This window comes from Pseudomonas sp. AC229 (assembly GCF_979254655.1).
In genome coordinates, this window is the sequence record NZ_CEEDHK010000012.1 from 43,628 (window position 1) to 59,850 (window position 16,223).

Sequence of the window (16,223 nt, forward strand, 5' to 3'; positions counted from 1 at the left end):
TACGCATGAAGCGACTGGCCGGATTTTCTGCCCTTGCCGTGATCATTTCCAGCACCAGCGGTTGCGGGTGGCTGTGGGGTGACGATGGTTATTTCCGTGATCGTGGCAGTGATTACCTGACCCAACATCAAAGCCCGGCGATGCAAGTGCCGTCCGGCCTTGACGTCAAACCGCTCGACCCGTTGCTGCCGGTGCCGCGTAACGTGGCGGACTCCACCGTGCAGGGCGAATACGACGTTCCGCGTCCGCAACCGCTGACTGCCCAGGCCGACTCAAGCGAATTCAGCCTGCAAAAAAGCGGCGATGCCCGTTGGCTTGTAGCGCAGCGTCCGCCGGCAGAAGTCTGGCCAGTGGCTCATCAGTTCTTTGAAGACAACGGCTTTCGGATTAGCGAAGACCGTCCGCAAACAGGCGAATTCAGCACCGACTGGCAGCGTTTCGAAGAACTGTCCGCTCCGATGGCGCGTCGCCTTAGCGGCCGTGTCGCCGATGTTGATCCGAAAAGCGAAACCCGCGTTCGCGTCCGTATCGAGCCAGGCGTTCAACGCAACACCAGCGAAATTTATGTCGTAAGTGCCGCGCGTCCAGCCGACAGCACCGCCGACGTCGCCTTCCCGGACAAATCGACCAACGCCAGCCTCGACGCTGCGCTGCTCGACGAAATGCTCGCCAGCATGGCGCGTAGCGCTGAGCAGGGCGGTTCGGTTTCTTTGCTCGCCGCACGCGACTTCGACGCGCCGAGCCGCGTCAGCCTGACCGAAGACGGCAACAACAATCCGGTGCTGAACCTGGGTGCCGACTTCGACCGCGCTTGGTCCAGCGTGGGCCGTTCGTTGGAAACCGCCAACGTGCGCGTCGACGACCTCAACCGCAGCTTGGGTGTGTACTACATCAACCTGGCTGAAGGCGCAGAGAGCAAAGACAAAGAGCGCGGTTTCTTCAGCCGTCTGTGGAGCAGCGAGCCGACCAAAGAAGAGGTCGACGCCCGTGCCGAGCGTTATCAAGTGCGCCTGACCAAAGCCGCCGACAACGTGCAAGTCACCGTGGAAAAAGACCTCAATACCGTGGCACCGGCCGAAGTGGCCCGCCGCGTTCTGGCCTTGATCCAGGAAAACCTGGGCTGATGATGTTCCTGCCGTCCCAGTGGGGCGGCAGGAACTGGGCCACCAAGCCCTTGCAGCTCGCTCGATCAATAGGCGAAACCCCCGTGGTTTCGCCTGTTTCGTTTAATAAAGGCGGAAATTTTCCATGACCACTCCCTCCACCTTGAGCTTGAAGAAAATCTATTCCGGCAAGGTTCGTGATCTGTACGAAATCGACGACGCGCGCATGTTGATGGTCGCCACAGACCGTCTCTCCGCCTTCGACGTCATCCTCGCCGAGCCGATTCCGGATAAAGGCAAGATTCTCACCGCCATCTCCAACTTCTGGTTCGACAAGCTCGCCGGCATCGTGCCCAACCACTTCACTGGCGACCGCGTTGAAGACGTTGTGCCAGCGGCCGAGCTGCCGTTGGTGGAAGGGCGCGCCGTGGTGGCCAAGCGGCTTAAACCAGTCGCCGTGGAGGCGATCGTGCGTGGCTACATCGTGGGCTCCGGCTGGAAGGAATACCAAAAGAGCGGCACCGTCTGCGGCATCCAGCTGCCGGCCGGGTTGAAGGAAGCGTCAAAGCTGGCTCAGCCGATCTTCACGCCGTCGACCAAAGCGGCGGTGGGCGACCATGACGAAAATATCTCGTTTGAGCAGTGCGAGGCGGTGATCGGCAAGGAGCTGGCCGCCAAGGTTCGCGACACCGCCATCGCCCTGTACAGCGCGGCGGTGGAATACGCCGCCACGCGCGGCATCATCATCGCCGACACCAAGTTTGAATTCGGTCTTGATGAAAACGGCACGCTGACGTTGATGGATGAAGCGCTGACGCCTGACTCCAGCCGTTTCTGGCCCGTGGAAAGCTACGTGGAAGGCAAGAACCCGCCGAGCTTCGACAAGCAATTCGTGCGTGACTGGCTGGAATCCACCGGTTGGAACAAAGAGCCGCCGGCGCCGGCAGTGCCCGCTGACGTCGCGCAGAAGACCGCCGACAAATACCGCGAAGCGCTGACCAAACTCACGGCGTAACGCTCAGCTCTGCAACGCAAAAGAGAGGCTTCGGCCTCTCTTTTGCGTTTAGTCGAGGGCGTGGCAGTAATTAGCGCAACCGCCTGAAAGCAGGCGAAAAATTTCCATTTTTGGGTTTCACCAATCGCAATTGAGCTGTTATCATGCGCGCCGCTGGGGAGATGCCGGAGTGGCCGAACGGGACGGATTCGAAATCCGTTGTATCAGCGATGGTACCTAGGGTTCGAATCCCTATTTCCCCGCCATCATTTAAAACGAAAGCCCCCGAAATCTTCACGGTTTCGGGGGCTTTTGCGTTTCCGAGGTTTGGTCGTCGGCAGTGAGCGCGCCCCTGTCAAAAACTCATTCCAGAAAGCAGCGATCAAACAGGTACAGGCTGGAAGGCTTGATGTTTTCCAGCGTCGCCTGTGGTCGTCCGCCGTCGCCGTTTTTCTTGCGGCCGGTTTCGCGCAAATAGCCGGCTTCGGTCATTTTCATCAAGCGTTGTCGCATGCTGGTTTTCAGCACGGGGCGGGCCAGCACTTGGGAAAAAATCATCACCGCTTCCGGCGCGCTGAATTCATTGCCGAGGAACATCAGCGGCAGGCTGCTGTAGAGCGATTTCGACAGCAGCCGTTCGTGTGCCGCCTTCACTAGGGCGTTGTGGTCGAAAGGCAATTTGAGCGAAGCGTCCGACGCGTCAGCCAGCGGGAAAAACGCCTGGGTGCTGTTGAGCGCTACGTCTTCGTAGGCGATGGCCAGATAGAAGGTTGAAGACGACCAGCACCGTGGATCGCGAAACGCATCGCCGACGGTGCCCACTTGCTCAATGTAGGCTAGCGCCATGCCCACCTTGTTGGAGGCGCGCAGGCGGTCTACGGCATCGTCCAGGGTCAGGTCGGCTGTCGCGCCATTGACCACGATGCCCGGCAACGCCCAATGCCCGGAAAACGGTTCGGCTTCGCGCTTGTTGAGCAGAATCTGCAGCGCCTGGCTGTCGCGGCAATAGCGCACGACGCAGAGGTCGACGGTGTGGAGGTAGGCGCTTCGTTCTTCTCGATGGTTTGGCATTTCAGTTACCGCAGGGCAGGGTGGTGGCGCATCGCTTTGGTGCGTTGAAAGGTATATGTCATGTACTTTCTTTTCAAGCTTGTTGAGGGGATTGCACTTTTATAAGAAATAAATACGACTCGGGTGTTGAACTGTAAGTACATGACGTGTACTTTGTGAGTCGTGTACAGGAGAGATGCCATGAACAGTGCCGTGACGAACACCGCTTCCTTCGATGTTGATGCGCAGAAAAGCTTCACCCCGCTGTGCCCTGATGAATTGCCCGTCGCCGGCGGAGACTTGATTGGCGCCGAGCTGAATGTGATGGCGAGCCTTGCCCGCGTTCGTGTCGGCAGCAAAGATGCCCACACGCCGATGGCGCCCTGGGTGGTGGCACAGCCTTCCGAAATGTTGCAGGCGACCGGCCTTGAGCACGCTGATCTGACATGGGTGAGCCACTGCGTACCGGGCACCGAAGGGTTCACGCTGCTTGATGAGCTGCCGACTCCCTACGAGTACGACTATTTCGTGTGGAAGGGCGTGGAGCCGGACCTTCACCCATACGGCGCCTGCTACCACGATTTGCACAACAAACTGTCCACGGGGGTTATCGAATACCTGCGCGGTCAGGACATTTCACGGGTCATCGTGGGTGGTCTGGCATTGGATTTCTGCGTGAAGACCACTGCGTTGCAGTTGGCATCCGCAGGGTTTGAAGTGATTGTCCATCTTCCCGCCTGCCGCGCGATTAGCGAAGATGGCGCCCAACAAGCGGTCGCCGACATGCAGGCGCAGGGCATACGCCTTAGCAACAGCCGCGAACAGTTAGCCTTGCTGCAAGGCCAATAAGGACATCACCATGGAAAGTGCTTACGGCCGCGAAGGCGGGGTGATTCAGAGTCTTCTGGATACCGACTACTACACCTTCACCATGATGCAGGCGGTGCTGCACCAGCACCCGAACGTCGATGTGGAATACCAGTTCATCGTGCGCTCCAAGGAAAACCTGGGGCACCTGATTCCGGAAATCCGCGAAGAACTGGAGAAGCTCTCTGAACTGCGTATGCGCGACGACGAGCTGCGGTTCCTGTTCAACCGACGCTTTCGCGAATACCTGACGCCTGACTTCGAGCAGTTTTTAGGATTGTTCCGCTTCAACCTGCGCTACATCCTGGTCAACGAAGTGGATGGGCAACTGAATATTCGCGTCCGTGGCCCGATGCTGCACTGCATCATGTTTGAGCAGCCGGTGTTGGCCTTGGTCAGCGAGCTGCGTAACCGCGAGAAATACGCCGATATCGAGTTGGAAGATGTCACGCGTCGGCTGTATCAGAAGTTCGAATGGCTGGAAAAAAACGTCAGTAAAGAAGAACTCGCCGACTTTCGTGTGTCTGACTTTTCAACACGCCGGCGTTTGTCGTTCAAAGCCCAGCGTGAAGTGGTCGACATCATGCGCCGCGATTTCCCCGGCGTGTTTGTCGGCACCAGCAATGGGCACTTGGCCTATGAGTTCGATCTGCCGCTGATTGGCACCATGGCGCACCAGTGGCTGATGGTTCACCAGCAACTGAGCCGCTTGCGTGAAAGCCAGAACGTGGCATTGGAAAACTGGGTGCATGAATACCGCGGGCGCTTGGGCATTGCCCTAACCGACTGCATCAGCACCGATTTTTTCCTCAAAGATTTCGATCTGTATTTCGCCAAGCTGTACGACGGGCTGCGCCAGGACTCGGGCAACCCAATCGTTTGGGCCGACAAAGTGCTGGCCCGCTATGGTCAGCTGGGCATCGACCCGATGACCAAAGAGCTGATGTTTTCCGATGGGCTGAATTTTGAGAAGTGCTTGCCCATCCTGCGTCACGTTCGCGGCAGGGCGAAATTCGGCTTTGGCATGGGCACGAGCTTGGCCTGTGACGTAGACGGTGTAGAGCCGTTGAGTATTGTGATGAAACTGGTGCGGGTGCACGGCGAACCGGTGGTGAAGTTCTCCGACGACCCGGTGAAAAATGTCTGCGAAGACGCCTCGTTCCTGCAATACGCCTCGAACGTATTCGGCGTACGCGACACCAAACAGCAACTGGTAGGAGTGTGAAATGGGCACGGCAAAACAAGATGCGATTGCGCGCGAGCTGGGGGTAAACCGCCAGTTGGCCAAAGGTGGCGAGCAAGCGGAAATTGCTCGTCGTGTCGACTTTATCAAAGGCGTGGTGCGCAATTCGGGTTGCAAGTCGCTGGTGCTGGGCATCAGTGGTGGCGTCGATTCGCTGACCGCCGGGCGCCTGTGTCAGCTGGCCGCCGAACAACTGCGCGACGAAGGTTATGACGCTCAGTTCATTGCCGTGCGCCTGCCCTATAAAACCCAGGCTGACGAGCATCATGCCCAGGCCTCGCTGGACTTTATCAAGCCGGACAAAATCACCACCGTTAACATCGCCGACAGTGTCGAAGGCCTGATGTCCAACATCGCCATCGAAGGGTTGCAGCCGAGCGAGGGGCTCATTGACTTCACCAAGGGCAACGTCAAAGCGCGCACGCGGATGGTGGCTCAGTACGCGATCGCCAACTTCACCAACGGTTTGGTGGTTGGCACCGATCACGCGGCCGAGGCGTTGATGGGCTTCTTCACCAAGTTCGGTGACGGTGCGTGCGACTTGGCGCCGTTGAGTGGGTTGTGCAAAAGCCAGGTGCGAATGGTGAGCGCTGCGTTAGGCGCGCCCCATGAGCTGGTGTTCAAGGCACCCACCGCAGACCTGGAAGAGCTGGTGCCGGGCAAGTTGGACGAAGATTCTTACGGCTGCACCTACGAAGATATCGACAACTATCTGTTGGGCAATGACGTACCTGCTGCGGCAGTTGAAATCATCGAGCGCGCATTCGCCAAAACCGCGCACAAGCGCGCGTTGCCCCTCGCGCCGTAACACGGTTTTTTGCCGCGGTGTCATATTGAGCGCGCTAGTACAGCGCGCTCGGTATCGTTTTTTATCCCTGCGTTTTCCGTTGCGCCGCATCGCGATAGGCGAGGTATTTGCGCTGCGTGGCGATATGGTCGGCGATAATTTTCGCATCGTGCCAAACCCCCCAGATAAACGTCGAGCCCCGGCGTAGCAGCCAGGGCAAGCCGAGGAAATAAACCCCAGGCTCGCTCGAGACGCCACGTTGATGTTGCGGTTTGCCGTTGGCGTCGAAGGCATTCACTTGCAGCCAGCTGTAATCCACCGCATAGCCGGTCGCCCAGATAATCGAAGTGACACCGGCCTCGGCTAAGTCCAACTGCAGGAGCGGGTTTTTTACGCACTCTGGTTCCGGCAAGAAGAACCGGGCTTCCGGTTCTTCGGGAAGATCGAGCCCGTTGCGAGCGATATAGGCGTCGGCCGCGTCCAGCAGCGACAGGTAGTTCTGATCCCCATTGGCCAGGTTCTGGGCGAGATCGGCTTTGAACTTCACCACGCCGTTCTCGAACGAGTCGGTCAGCCCCACCAGCGTGATGCCCAGTTTCGCCAGGGCACGAAAGTCCACGGTATGACCACCGCGAGCGCCACTGACGGCAATGGTCACATGCTCTTTGCCGGGCTTGCTGGCGGGCGCATCCCATTCGCCCAACACCCCGAGCCACCAACAGAAATCACGGTTGCGGTACGCGCGCGGCGGGCGATCGTGGGCGCCTACCGACAAGTACACCTGCTTGCCCGCACGCTGCAGTTCATCGGCAATTTGTACGCCGGAAGAGCCAGCGCCTACGACCAGCACTGCGCCGTCGGGCAACTGCGCCGGGTTGCGGTAGTCAGCCGAGTGAATCTGGTGGATATCGGTGGTGGTGGGCGCAATCGGTGGAATCACTGGGCGCTGAAACGGACCGGTTGCCGCCACGATTCGGTTGGCTTCGTAGGTGCCTTCAGAGGTCTCGATGGTGAATCCTGCGCGTGCCGCGTTGCGGGTGACTTTTTTCACCTCGACGCCGGTGCGGATCGGCGCGTTGAATTTTTCCGCATAGGTCACGAAATAGTCGGCGACGCGCTCTTTTGAAGCGAACGCCTCGGGCTCCAGGTCGTCGAATTCCAGGCCGGGAAAACGGTCGTGCCACACCGGACCGTTGGCCACCAAAGAATCCCAGCGCCCCGACCGCCACGCTTCAGCAATACGGCTTCGCTCTAGGACCAGATGCGGTACGCCGAGGTTGTTCAGGTGTTCGCTCATGGCGATCCCGGCTTGGCCTGCGCCAATTACCAGTGTGTCGATGGAGATTTTTTCGGCTGTCACATCGCAGTCCTTCTGAATGGCGTTTGGCCTTTTCCGGCGGTGGCGAGCGAAACGGTCGCCGCCGCCACTACCGAGGAGATAGGGCGCATTCTGTTCAGAGGAAGGAAATAGCGAAAATATGATTTATGTAGTCGCTAGCTAGGAAAAAGATGCCTCTGCGAAGGCCGCGCGGCGCGCCCTGCAAGCGGGGCTACGTGAAACGACGTTCACGCTGAGGCGCAGCGTACGGAGTCGCTTTAAAGCGCTGCGCAATGCGTTGTGCCGGGCTGGGGCTTTAGCAGATACTGCGCGTGGATTTTGTCTCTCAATCCTCGCAAGAAAGGCTCAGCAATGGGCGTTTTGAGGAGTGAGCGCGGTGCTAGGGATGGCAATTAACAGGTTATGGCATGCACCCACAGAGGTGCAGCCACGAGCAGAACCGTACTTGCATCCAGAAACTGAAACAGGCGCCGCACAAGGACACTGAATGAAGCGTCTTTTAATACTGCTAACCGTACTGGCGATCGCCGGCTGTTCGTCGAGCCCTACGGTGCACAAGAAGTACGGCAAAAAAGCGGGACTGCACATCAGTTGTTCCGGGCTGACGTCCTCTTGGGAAAACTGTCTGGCTGAGGCCGCGAAAAGTTGCGGCATTGCCGGGTACAAGGTGCTGGCGAAGTCGGGAGTGGGGGAAGGGGACTACGATGAAAATTATCCGTTTGGCCTGAACCCGGACGGCTTCTCCAGCCGAAACATGATCGTTCTCTGCCGTTAGCGGTCAATTGAAAGGCTACGGTTTTGCAAAAGCTCACCGAGCGCTCACATGGGAAGCACTATGGCTAAGTTGGGCTGGGGATTACTGGGTGGCGCTGCGTTATTGCTGGCGCTCAATGGCTGCGCAACGGTCAACCCAACGATTACCAAGGATGGCGATCAGGCGCTGAGCATCGACTGTTCGGGGCAGGCGCTCAAATGGCAACACTGCTACGAGAAAGCTACGCAGAGCTGCCCGAGCGGCTATGACGTTGTCGGCAAAAAGGGGCGTGCCGATGCAGCCCCGGATGACCGCGTGCTGGGCATGGAGCCAGGCGACTATGCGTACCGCAGCTTGGTGGTTACCTGTCACTGACGCGTATCACGCGCGCATAAAAAAACCGGAATCTGTGAAAACAGGCTCCGGTTTTTTTATGGCGCTGCGGGCAATCAGGCCGGTATGTAACTCATGACCCCGGCGTTATCCACCAGCTGCTTGCGCATCTCTGACGAAAGTGAGCCGGCACGCACGCAGAGCTCGCGGCGTACACCTTCAACCACCTGGCCGAACACCTCGGCGCTGACCACTTCATCCGAACTGATAACGCGGCTATAGGCCATTTCATCGTTGCTGTCGGCGAGGGTCAACACCACGCTGCCATCGGGGCGGAGCTGGCCGAGTGAAGGGCGCAGCGGGTGGAAGGCTTTCTCGAGCAGGTCGAAATTAACATGACGCATATAAGCGCTCCGTCGCGGGTGAGTTAGCTCAGACCGTCCCGCTCTGCGGAGGTTCAGGCCGCCAGGCCTTTGGTTGCCAGCGACTGACGGGTGCGGTCGATCACGTGCTGCAACGAGCCGTTTTCGTACTGCTCGGGGTACAGGCGTTCGCAGTGACGGGCCACGCCGCGTTCGTTGACGATGGTGAAGCTGAAGCAGCCATTGCGCACGGCCTGGATATGGCAGGCCAGAGGGGCGAAGGCGTTACGAAGGGTGCTGATTGCATCCTGAACTTGGGGTTGGGTATTCATCATTATTAGATGTTCCTACACGTGCGGCGTCTTGCCGCTAATAAAATAACTCCGATATTGGCCGCCAAATGGGCGAGCTCAAATGACTCTGATCGGAGCAGGACCGCACGCTAAAAGTTCCGCCAATATGCGGTGCTCATCGTGCAGGTAGGTACTTCGGAGGGCAGGTGCCACGGAACGCTTTCAGTGCGTTTCCAGTGGTGGACCTGATCAATCGACAGATTGGCGTTGCAGAGTTGGAGGCAGCACGGCGATCCTTGGAGAGGGCGGTGAAGCTTTATCTGGAGGCCAGCCAGGTGTGCCGAAAAAGCGGTCACTTGGCATCAGGCACTTCGCATCAGCTGGGCTCGGTTGAGCGAGGAAGCTGGAGAGGAGGGCGTAAATTGACTTTCAAACGTGGTACTAACCGGCCGACACCCTACGGTAAAAACTGAGGCGTGACCAATCAGTCTGACCAGCGGTTGCGTTATCGGCGTATGCGGTCGCGGGTCGCGCACAAACGATGGCCCATAAAAAAGCCCCACCGGAGTGGGGCTTTTTACATTCAGCGCTGGGCTGAATTAGGCAACCTGAACTTCTTCAGCTTGCATGCCTTTCTGGCCTTTAGCAGCTACGAAAGTAACCGACTGGCCTTCTTTCAGGCTTTTGAAGCCATCGCTTTGGATAGCTTTGAAGTGTACGAAAAGATCGTCGCCGCCCGATTGTGGAGTGATGAAGCCGTAGCCTTTTTCATCGTTGAACCACTTAACGGTACCAGCTTGGCGATTGGACATGGTGTAGCTCCTTGAACAAAGTTAACTGAGGTCAAAAGACCAGGTTCGGACTGAGTGCAAAGAGTAAAAGGAGTCGTGGAGCAAGAGCTAGCTTCCATTGCGATTCACGGTGACACAAGCAGCACAGTGGCGACACCATACAAGGTTTATTCGTCGAGTGCGAGCCCTTCGCATCGCCGAAAATCACCCTGTATTTACTGGCTAAATGACGTAGTCGGCGACGCCGTTGCTTTCAGAAAATTTGCTTAAAAATTGCTGCGTCCGCGCCTCACGCGGGTTGGCAAATAACGCCTTGGCTTCGCCCTGTTCGACGATCACGCCCTGGTCGATAAACACCACGCGATTGGCTACGTCGCGAGCGAAACTCATCTCGTGGGTGACGATGATCATCGTGCGATTTTCTTGGGCCAAACCGCGAATAGTTGCCAGCACCTCGCCGACCAATTCCGGGTCGAGCGCTGAGGTCGGCTCGTCGAACAGAATCACGTCGGGCTGCATGGCCAGGGCTCTGGCGATGGCCACGCGTTGCTGCTGGCCGCCTGACAAGCGCCGTGGATACGCATCCTCTTTGCCCGCCAGACCGACCTTCGCCAACAGCGCGCGGGCCCGTTCAACTGCGGTGGCGCGCGCTTCTTTTTTCACCACCAGTGGCCCTTCAATGATGTTTTCCAGCGCCGTGCGATGGGGGAACAAATTGAAGTTCTGAAATACAAAACCGACGCGCTGACGCAGGCTGCGAATCAGCTCTTTTTGTTTGGCCAACGGCTTGCTCGCATCGATCAACATATCGCCGACGCGAATGCTGCCGCTGTCCGGTTCTTCGAGCAGATTGAGGCAGCGCAGCAACGTGGTTTTACCTGAGCCGCTGGGGCCGATAATGGCCACCACTTCGCCCGTCGCCACATCCAGGTCGATGCCTTTGAGGACCGTCTGGCCGTTGAACACTTTTGTCAGTGCGCGCACTTCAATCATCGGTCTGTCATGGCTCATGGTTGTGGCGGTTGACCCGCGCTTCCAGATGGTTTTGCAGCGTCGCCAGGGCGGTGGCCAGCAGCCAATAAATCAACGCGGCGGCCAAGTACATCGTGAAGATTTCGAAGGTTCGCGCGGTAATCAATTGCGCCTGACGGAACAGCTCCGGCACTTGGATGGTTGCGGCCAGCGCTGTGTCTTTCACCAGCGAAATGAAACTGTTGCCCAACGGCGGGAGAGCTGTACGCGCGGCCTGAGGAAGGATGGCGCGACGCAAGGTTTGTGCGCGCGTCATGCCGATACTCGCGGCAGCTTCCCATTGGCCTTTGTCGATAGAGCTGATGGCCGCACGCAAAATTTCGCACACGTACGCGGCCATATTCAGCGAGAAACCCACGAGCGCTGCCGGCAGTGGATCCAATTGGATACCCAACTGCGGCAGGCCGTAATAGATCATAAACAGCTGCACCAGCAGCGGCGTGCCGCGGAAGAACGACACGTAGATGCGCGACGTCCAGCTCAGCAGCCGCAATGCCGACAAGCGCATCAGGGCCAGGCCAAAGCCCAGCAACAGGCCGAAAAACATGCCGCCCAGGCTCAGCACGATGGTGTACATCGCGCCCTTGAGCAGAAAGGGCGCCGAGTTCAGCGCCAGTTGTAGGCTTTGTTCCATTATTGGGCTTCGATCATTGGGTTACGTCGGCCTTGAACCATTTCACTGAAAGCTTCTGCAAGGTGCCGTCGGCACGCAGTTTGGCGATGGCTTTGTCGATGGCGGCGAGCAGTTGCGGGTTGCCTTTACGCAGGGCGATGCCGGCTTCCTGCGGGGCGAACGGCTTGCCGGCGACGGCCAGGGTGTCACCGGTTTTTTCGATCAGCTCAAACGCGGCCAGGCGGTCGCCGAGAATCGCGTCCAAACGGCCCACGCGCACGTCTTGGTTACGGCTGGCATCGTCGTCATAGGTGCGGATGTCAGCTTGCGGCACGTTCTCTTTCAGCCATTGCTCGTAGTTGGTGCCCAGCACCACGCCGACTTTTTTGCCGTTCAGATCGGTCGGCTTGGAGAAGTTGCCTTCCTGACCTTTGCGCGTCAGCACCTGAATGCCGGAGACGGTGTACGGGCTGGAAAAGTCGTACTTCTTCTTGCGCTCTTCCGAGATGGTCACCTGGTTGACCACGATGTCCAGACGCTTGGATTCGAGCGCCGCGAGAATGCCGTCCCACTTGGTGGGCTGGAACTCGGCTTTCACGCCCAGCTCCTTGGCCACTGCTTCGGCAAATTCCACTTCAAAGCCGGTCAGCTTGCCGCTCTCGTCCTGAAAGTTGAACGGCGGGTAGGTGCCTTCCAAACCAATCTGAATGGTGCCTTTTTTCTGAATGGTTTGAAGCAGGTCGTCGGCAGCTTGGCTGGTGCCGATAAAGCTAGCGCCGAGCATCAAGCTCAAGCCGCCGAAAATGAAGGTGCGGCGCAATGCGGAAATGGTCATAGCAGAGTCCCTGTTACCGGTGAGTGGCGTGAAGTGGGGATAACTATAGAGCGAAAAATACTATGCAATTAAATAATAAAAAAGTAGATATGCCGCACTTTGGAGAATAAGCGAGGCGGCCCTGATTTTCGGTTGTGCTTAGCCGTGTGTTGCTCCGGCAGGCTGATACGCGAACAGCGCGGGTGCGCCGCCCGTGTGCAGAAACAATAGAGGGGCGTCACCGTCAAAACGTTGCGTGGAAATGCCATCCAGCAGACCGGCAAACGCCTTGCCGGTGTAAACCGGGTCGAGCAACACGCCTTCCTGACTGGCTAGCAGCTTGATCGCGCCCAGCGTACCGGCATTAGCTTCGCCGTAGCGGGGCCCGAAATACTCATCCCACAGGTTTACTTTGAACGCCGCCGGCACACTCATGCCGAGCAACTCGGCAGTGCGTTCGGCCAGGCTTTGCACCTTGGGAAATTGCGTGGCAACGGAGCGCGACACCGTTACGCCAATTACTGGCAGCGTGGGCAAACGCTCCGCCAGCGCCAGCGCCAAGCCGCTGTGGGTGCCGGCGCTGCCGGAGGCCAGGACCACGGCAGCGAAGGTGATGCCGCTGGCCTCTATCTGGTCGGCCAATTCCAATCCGGCGCGTACGTAGCCCAAGGCACCCAGCGCATTGGAGCCGCCGATGGGCACCACATAAGGCCGCTTGCCCTGTTGGCGCAGGCGTTCAGCGCTCTGCTGAAGTAGCTCGTCAGCGTTGTCGAGTGAGGCCACCGGCTCGATGTGTGCGCCGAACAAATCCAGCAGCAGGCGATTGCCGTTGTTCAGGTAATTAGCGTCTGAAGTGCCGATCGGATTTTCCAGCAGCGCCACGCACCCCAGTCCCAGCCGCGCGGCGACGGCGGCCGTCTGGCGAACGTGATTGGATTGAATCGCCCCGGCCGTTACCAGCGTATCGGCGCCCTTGTGCAAAGCATCGGCCAGCAAGTATTCGAGCTTGCGCACTTTATTGCCGCCCAGGGCGAACTGCGTGGTGTCGTCGCGCTTGAAATACACCTCGCGACCCAACGTGGCCGAAAGGCGCGGCAGGTGTTCAAGCGGGGTAGGGGCGGTGAACAGCGGTAGGCGGGCAACGGCTTCGAGGCGGTGGCTAATCATGGTGTCCGGTCAGCAATCGGGAGCGGGAAGCAGAGGACTATAGGCAGCGATCCGATCAGCCACAACCCGGATTCTCGTCGTCGTCATAGTGGCCTTTTGTGCCGTGCGCACAGCTTTAGCGCAGCCTTTGTCTGGCGCAATGCCACCTTGAAAACCGGTTTGCTGGCGTTGCCGTGGAAGCGGCTAGCAAATTTTCGTGATGCCTGTATGTCAGCCCTTTCGCTGACGACCAAGCGCGGGCGCAGTAGTTCCGTGGGTTCCAGCGAATGCTGTAGGAAAACCACCTGGCGTTTTAGCTATTTTTGGCACTTCGGCGCCCTGAAAAAGGGCGCCAAGCAAGCGAGCGTCAAAACTTGTGCACAATTGCGAAGCGGCACTTTCCAGGACGCGGAAAATCCTATAAGGGCGTTCAAGTTTTTTCCTGTGCCCATTAAGTCAATGAAAAATATAGGTTTTTTCAGTTGGTGAAAAAATCATCAATTCGACTTCGAGCCCCGCATCATCGGCCTTGGCGAGGCTTGCTCCCAAGTTACCCACTGACTTATCCACAGGTTCTGTGGATTGTCCCAAGCGCTTGCTCTAGATCGCGGGTGCCAGTTTTTTGCAAGACTTTACTGACATAAAAATCGGAGTAGAGTGGCCGCCCTCTGTCGCCATTGCCCACTCTTATGCCGCGCAATTCCGCTTCTGCCGTTCCTCAGACCGCACCGCGTTTTCCGCTGCGAGTCGCTTTATGGCTATTGGACAGCCCTCGCTTTGGTCGCCGCGTCAGCACGAAACAGTTCGCCGGCCGCCTGCTCAAACAGCCGGCTCGCCAGGGCGTAGTGGTTGCGCAAACCCGGTTGGGTGAGTTGCTGTGCCGCGATTGCGGCAATGCCCGCGACCGCCGCATTGGCTTTGAGCTGTTGCGCCAAGCCGGGCGCGCCCATGACCCGCGCGCTCAGCTGGAGCTGGGCCGCTTGTATAGCCTGCCGCGTCATTTCGATTTGGCCGAAGCCCGGCACTGGTTGGAAATGGCCGCTGCGCAAGGCTGCGAGGAAGCGGTCAAGCGTTTGCAGGCCCTGCCGAGCGCTTAATAAAGCGCGTCGCCTCTTGCTCGCGCGCCCTGATCCGCCGTCTGGAACCCTGGTTATACTGCCCGCCATTCTCGCGCGGAGCCTTTCATGCCTATCGATGTGCCCACTCTGTTTATTGGTTTGGCCGCCGCCGCCGTGCCGTTGCTGGCGCTGCTCTGGCAACAGCAGCGGCGCCTGGTGCAAGCGCAGTCGCAACTGGCGCTGCTGGACGAGCGTTTGAGCACGGCGCAACTGGCCCAGGATGGTTTGGCCGCGCAGTTGGATGGCTACCGCAACGACATCGCCGACCTCATCGAAACCAAAGCCGAGCAGCAGGCCGAGCTGGCAGCACTGCGCCGCGAAACCGATCTGCTGCAAAGTGAACGCAGCCGTGCCCGTGAAGCGGCGCAAGAGTGGCGAAGCGAGCGCGAACTCAAGGAGGCGGAGCTGCGTCAGCTGTCGGCCGAGCGCGCCAGCCTCAGCGCCGAACTTCGCGAGCAACACGACAGCCATCAACAACGACTTAGCGACCTGCAAGGTTCGCGCGATGAGTTGCGCGCGCAATTCGCCGAGCTGGCCGGAAAGATTTTCGACGAGCGCGAGCAACGCTTCGCCGAAACCAGCCAACAACGCCTTGGCCAGTTACTCGACCCACTGAAAGAACGCATCCAGTCGTTCGAAAAGCGTGTGGAAGAAAGCTACCAGCAAGAAGCCCGCGAGCGTTTTTCCCTGAGCAAGGAGTTGGAGCGCTTACAGCTGCTGAACCAGCGGCTGGGCGATGAAGCCACCAACCTGACACGTGCGCTGCAAGGGCAGAAAACCCAGGGCAACTGGGGCGAGCTGGTGCTGGAACGGGTGCTGGAACATGCCGGCCTGGAGAAGGGCCGCGAGTACCAGACCCAGGTCAGCCTCAAGGGGCAAGACGGTGCGCGCTTCCAGCCCGATGTGCTGATTCAGTTGCCAGGCGAGCGGCAAGTGGTGGTGGATGCCAAGGTCAGCCTGACCGCGTACCAACACTATGTGGTGGCTGAAAACGACGCGGCACGTCAGCACGCTCTGAAGCAGCATGTGGTGTCGCTGCGCAGTCATTTGAAAGGCTTGTCGTTGAAGGATTATCAGCGTCTGGAAGGGCTGCACAGTCTGGATTTCGTGCTGCTTTTCGTACCGATTGAAGCCGCTTTCGCCGCCGCTTTGCAGGCCGATCCGGGGCTGTTTCAGGAAGCGTTCGAGCAGAACATCGTCATCGTCAGCCCCACGACATTGCTGGCGACGTTGCGGGTAATCGACAGCCTCTGGCGCCAAGAACGGCAAAGCCAGAACGCGCGCGAAATTGCTGAGCGTGCCGGCGCGCTGTACGACAAGTTCGTGGCCTTTATCGTGGATCTGGATGAAGTGGGCAGCCGCTTGAGCCAGCTCGATAAAGCCTACGCTGCCGCGCGCAACAAGCTCGCCGATGGGCGCGGCAATATCATCAGTCGGGTGGAAAACCTCAAATTGCTGGGCGCGCGCGCGAGCAAAAGTTTGCCCACTGATTTGCTCGAACGTGCCGCTGGGTTGCCCCAGTTCGACGACCCGGACGAACCCGCCGACGTCTCCAACTCCGCCGAAGCCCCCAACCCGTAGGAG

General features: G+C 58.7%; 18 protein-coding genes and 1 tRNA gene. 10 read left to right on the top strand and 9 right to left on the bottom strand.

The window, feature by feature from the left end:
- The first annotated feature begins 5 nt into the window (after positions 1-5).
- The 3 genes from bamC to AC0IW7_RS17140 all read left to right on the top strand — a co-directional run bounded on the left by bamC (position 6) and on the right by AC0IW7_RS17140 (position 2,363).
- Positions 6-1,124 carry an outer membrane protein assembly factor BamC gene (gene bamC, locus AC0IW7_RS17130; RefSeq protein ID WP_471819598.1) on the top strand — a complete coding sequence of 373 codons (1,119 nt, stop codon included), beginning with the start codon at positions 6-8 and terminating at the stop codon, positions 1,122-1,124.
- 124 nt (positions 1,125-1,248) lie between these two features.
- A complete protein-coding gene (locus AC0IW7_RS17135; protein WP_463383503.1) occupies positions 1,249-2,118 on the top strand; it encodes a phosphoribosylaminoimidazolesuccinocarboxamide synthase in 870 nt (289 codons plus the stop codon).
- Positions 2,119-2,273: 155 nt separating this feature from the next.
- Positions 2,274-2,363: transfer RNA gene (locus tag AC0IW7_RS17140), tRNA-Ser, on the top strand.
- A gap of 97 nt (positions 2,364-2,460) precedes the next feature.
- On the opposite strand, the gene AC0IW7_RS17145 is transcribed toward AC0IW7_RS17140, so the two are convergent.
- Complete coding sequence (locus tag AC0IW7_RS17145; RefSeq protein ID WP_471819599.1) at positions 2,461-3,168, bottom strand: NUDIX hydrolase; 708 nt, start codon at positions 3,166-3,168, stop codon at positions 2,461-2,463.
- 180 nt (positions 3,169-3,348) lie between these two features.
- Between AC0IW7_RS17145 and AC0IW7_RS17150 the strand changes: the two genes are divergently transcribed.
- The 3 genes from AC0IW7_RS17150 to nadE are packed head-to-tail and all read left to right on the top strand — an operon-like array spanning position 3,349 to position 6,065.
- Positions 3,349-3,996 (top strand): nicotinamidase, encoded by a 648-nt coding sequence (locus AC0IW7_RS17150; RefSeq protein WP_471819601.1) that lies wholly within the window; start codon positions 3,349-3,351, stop codon positions 3,994-3,996.
- 10 nt (positions 3,997-4,006) lie between these two features.
- Positions 4,007-5,239, top strand: a complete 1,233-nt coding sequence (gene pncB, locus AC0IW7_RS17155; protein ID WP_471819603.1) for a nicotinate phosphoribosyltransferase — start codon at positions 4,007-4,009, stop codon at positions 5,237-5,239.
- Position 5,240: 1 nt separating this feature from the next.
- Positions 5,241-6,065 (top strand): ammonia-dependent NAD(+) synthetase, encoded by an 825-nt coding sequence (gene nadE, locus AC0IW7_RS17160; RefSeq protein WP_471819604.1) that lies wholly within the window; start codon positions 5,241-5,243, stop codon positions 6,063-6,065.
- A 61-nt stretch (positions 6,066-6,126) separates the two neighbouring features.
- On the opposite strand, the gene AC0IW7_RS17165 is transcribed toward nadE, so the two are convergent.
- Positions 6,127-7,422: a flavin-containing monooxygenase gene (locus tag AC0IW7_RS17165; RefSeq protein WP_471819811.1), complete on the bottom strand. Its 1,296-nt coding sequence runs from the start codon at positions 7,420-7,422 to the stop codon at positions 6,127-6,129.
- Positions 7,423-7,870: 448 nt separating this feature from the next.
- Between AC0IW7_RS17165 and AC0IW7_RS17170 the strand changes: the two genes are divergently transcribed.
- Positions 7,871-8,158, top strand: a complete 288-nt coding sequence (locus AC0IW7_RS17170) for a hypothetical protein (protein WP_471819606.1) — start codon at positions 7,871-7,873, stop codon at positions 8,156-8,158.
- Positions 8,159-8,218: 60 nt separating this feature from the next.
- Complete coding sequence (locus AC0IW7_RS17175; protein WP_463536716.1) at positions 8,219-8,512, top strand: hypothetical protein; 294 nt, start codon at positions 8,219-8,221, stop codon at positions 8,510-8,512.
- 74 nt (positions 8,513-8,586) lie between these two features.
- Here the strand turns inward: AC0IW7_RS17175 and AC0IW7_RS17180 are convergent, their stop codons facing one another.
- From AC0IW7_RS17180 to AC0IW7_RS17210, 7 genes are all read right to left on the bottom strand, one after another.
- On the bottom strand, positions 8,587-8,874 hold the full coding sequence (locus AC0IW7_RS17180) for a DUF3509 domain-containing protein (protein WP_122493896.1): 288 nt from the start codon (positions 8,872-8,874) through the stop codon (positions 8,587-8,589).
- A gap of 53 nt (positions 8,875-8,927) precedes the next feature.
- A complete protein-coding gene (locus tag AC0IW7_RS17185; protein WP_122452914.1) occupies positions 8,928-9,164 on the bottom strand; it encodes a hypothetical protein in 237 nt (78 codons plus the stop codon).
- A gap of 560 nt (positions 9,165-9,724) precedes the next feature.
- On the bottom strand, positions 9,725-9,937 hold the full coding sequence (locus AC0IW7_RS17190) for a cold-shock protein (protein ID WP_108095560.1): 213 nt from the start codon (positions 9,935-9,937) through the stop codon (positions 9,725-9,727).
- Positions 9,938-10,138: 201 nt separating this feature from the next.
- Entirely contained in the window at positions 10,139-10,909 is a 771-nt protein-coding gene (tcyN, locus tag AC0IW7_RS17195) for an L-cystine ABC transporter ATP-binding protein TcyN (RefSeq protein ID WP_471819813.1), read from the bottom strand.
- A 7-nt stretch (positions 10,910-10,916) separates the two neighbouring features.
- Entirely contained in the window at positions 10,917-11,582 is a 666-nt protein-coding gene (gene tcyL / locus AC0IW7_RS17200; RefSeq protein ID WP_163016606.1) for a cystine ABC transporter permease, read from the bottom strand.
- Between the two features lie 13 nt (positions 11,583-11,595).
- Entirely contained in the window at positions 11,596-12,396 is an 801-nt protein-coding gene (tcyJ, locus tag AC0IW7_RS17205; protein WP_471819608.1) for a cystine ABC transporter substrate-binding protein, read from the bottom strand.
- 138 nt (positions 12,397-12,534) lie between these two features.
- Positions 12,535-13,542 (bottom strand): D-cysteine desulfhydrase, encoded by a 1,008-nt coding sequence (locus tag AC0IW7_RS17210; protein WP_471819609.1) that lies wholly within the window; start codon positions 13,540-13,542, stop codon positions 12,535-12,537.
- 668 nt (positions 13,543-14,210) lie between these two features.
- Here AC0IW7_RS17210 and AC0IW7_RS17215 point away from each other — a divergent pair.
- Together AC0IW7_RS17215 and AC0IW7_RS17220 are read left to right on the top strand one after the other, a co-directional pair.
- On the top strand, positions 14,211-14,618 hold the full coding sequence (locus tag AC0IW7_RS17215) for a tetratricopeptide repeat protein (protein ID WP_471819611.1): 408 nt from the start codon (positions 14,211-14,213) through the stop codon (positions 14,616-14,618).
- Between the two features lie 201 nt (positions 14,619-14,819).
- Positions 14,820-16,220 (top strand): DNA recombination protein RmuC, encoded by a 1,401-nt coding sequence (locus AC0IW7_RS17220; protein WP_471819815.1) that lies wholly within the window; start codon positions 14,820-14,822, stop codon positions 16,218-16,220.
- Positions 16,221-16,223: the final 3 nt, after the last annotated feature.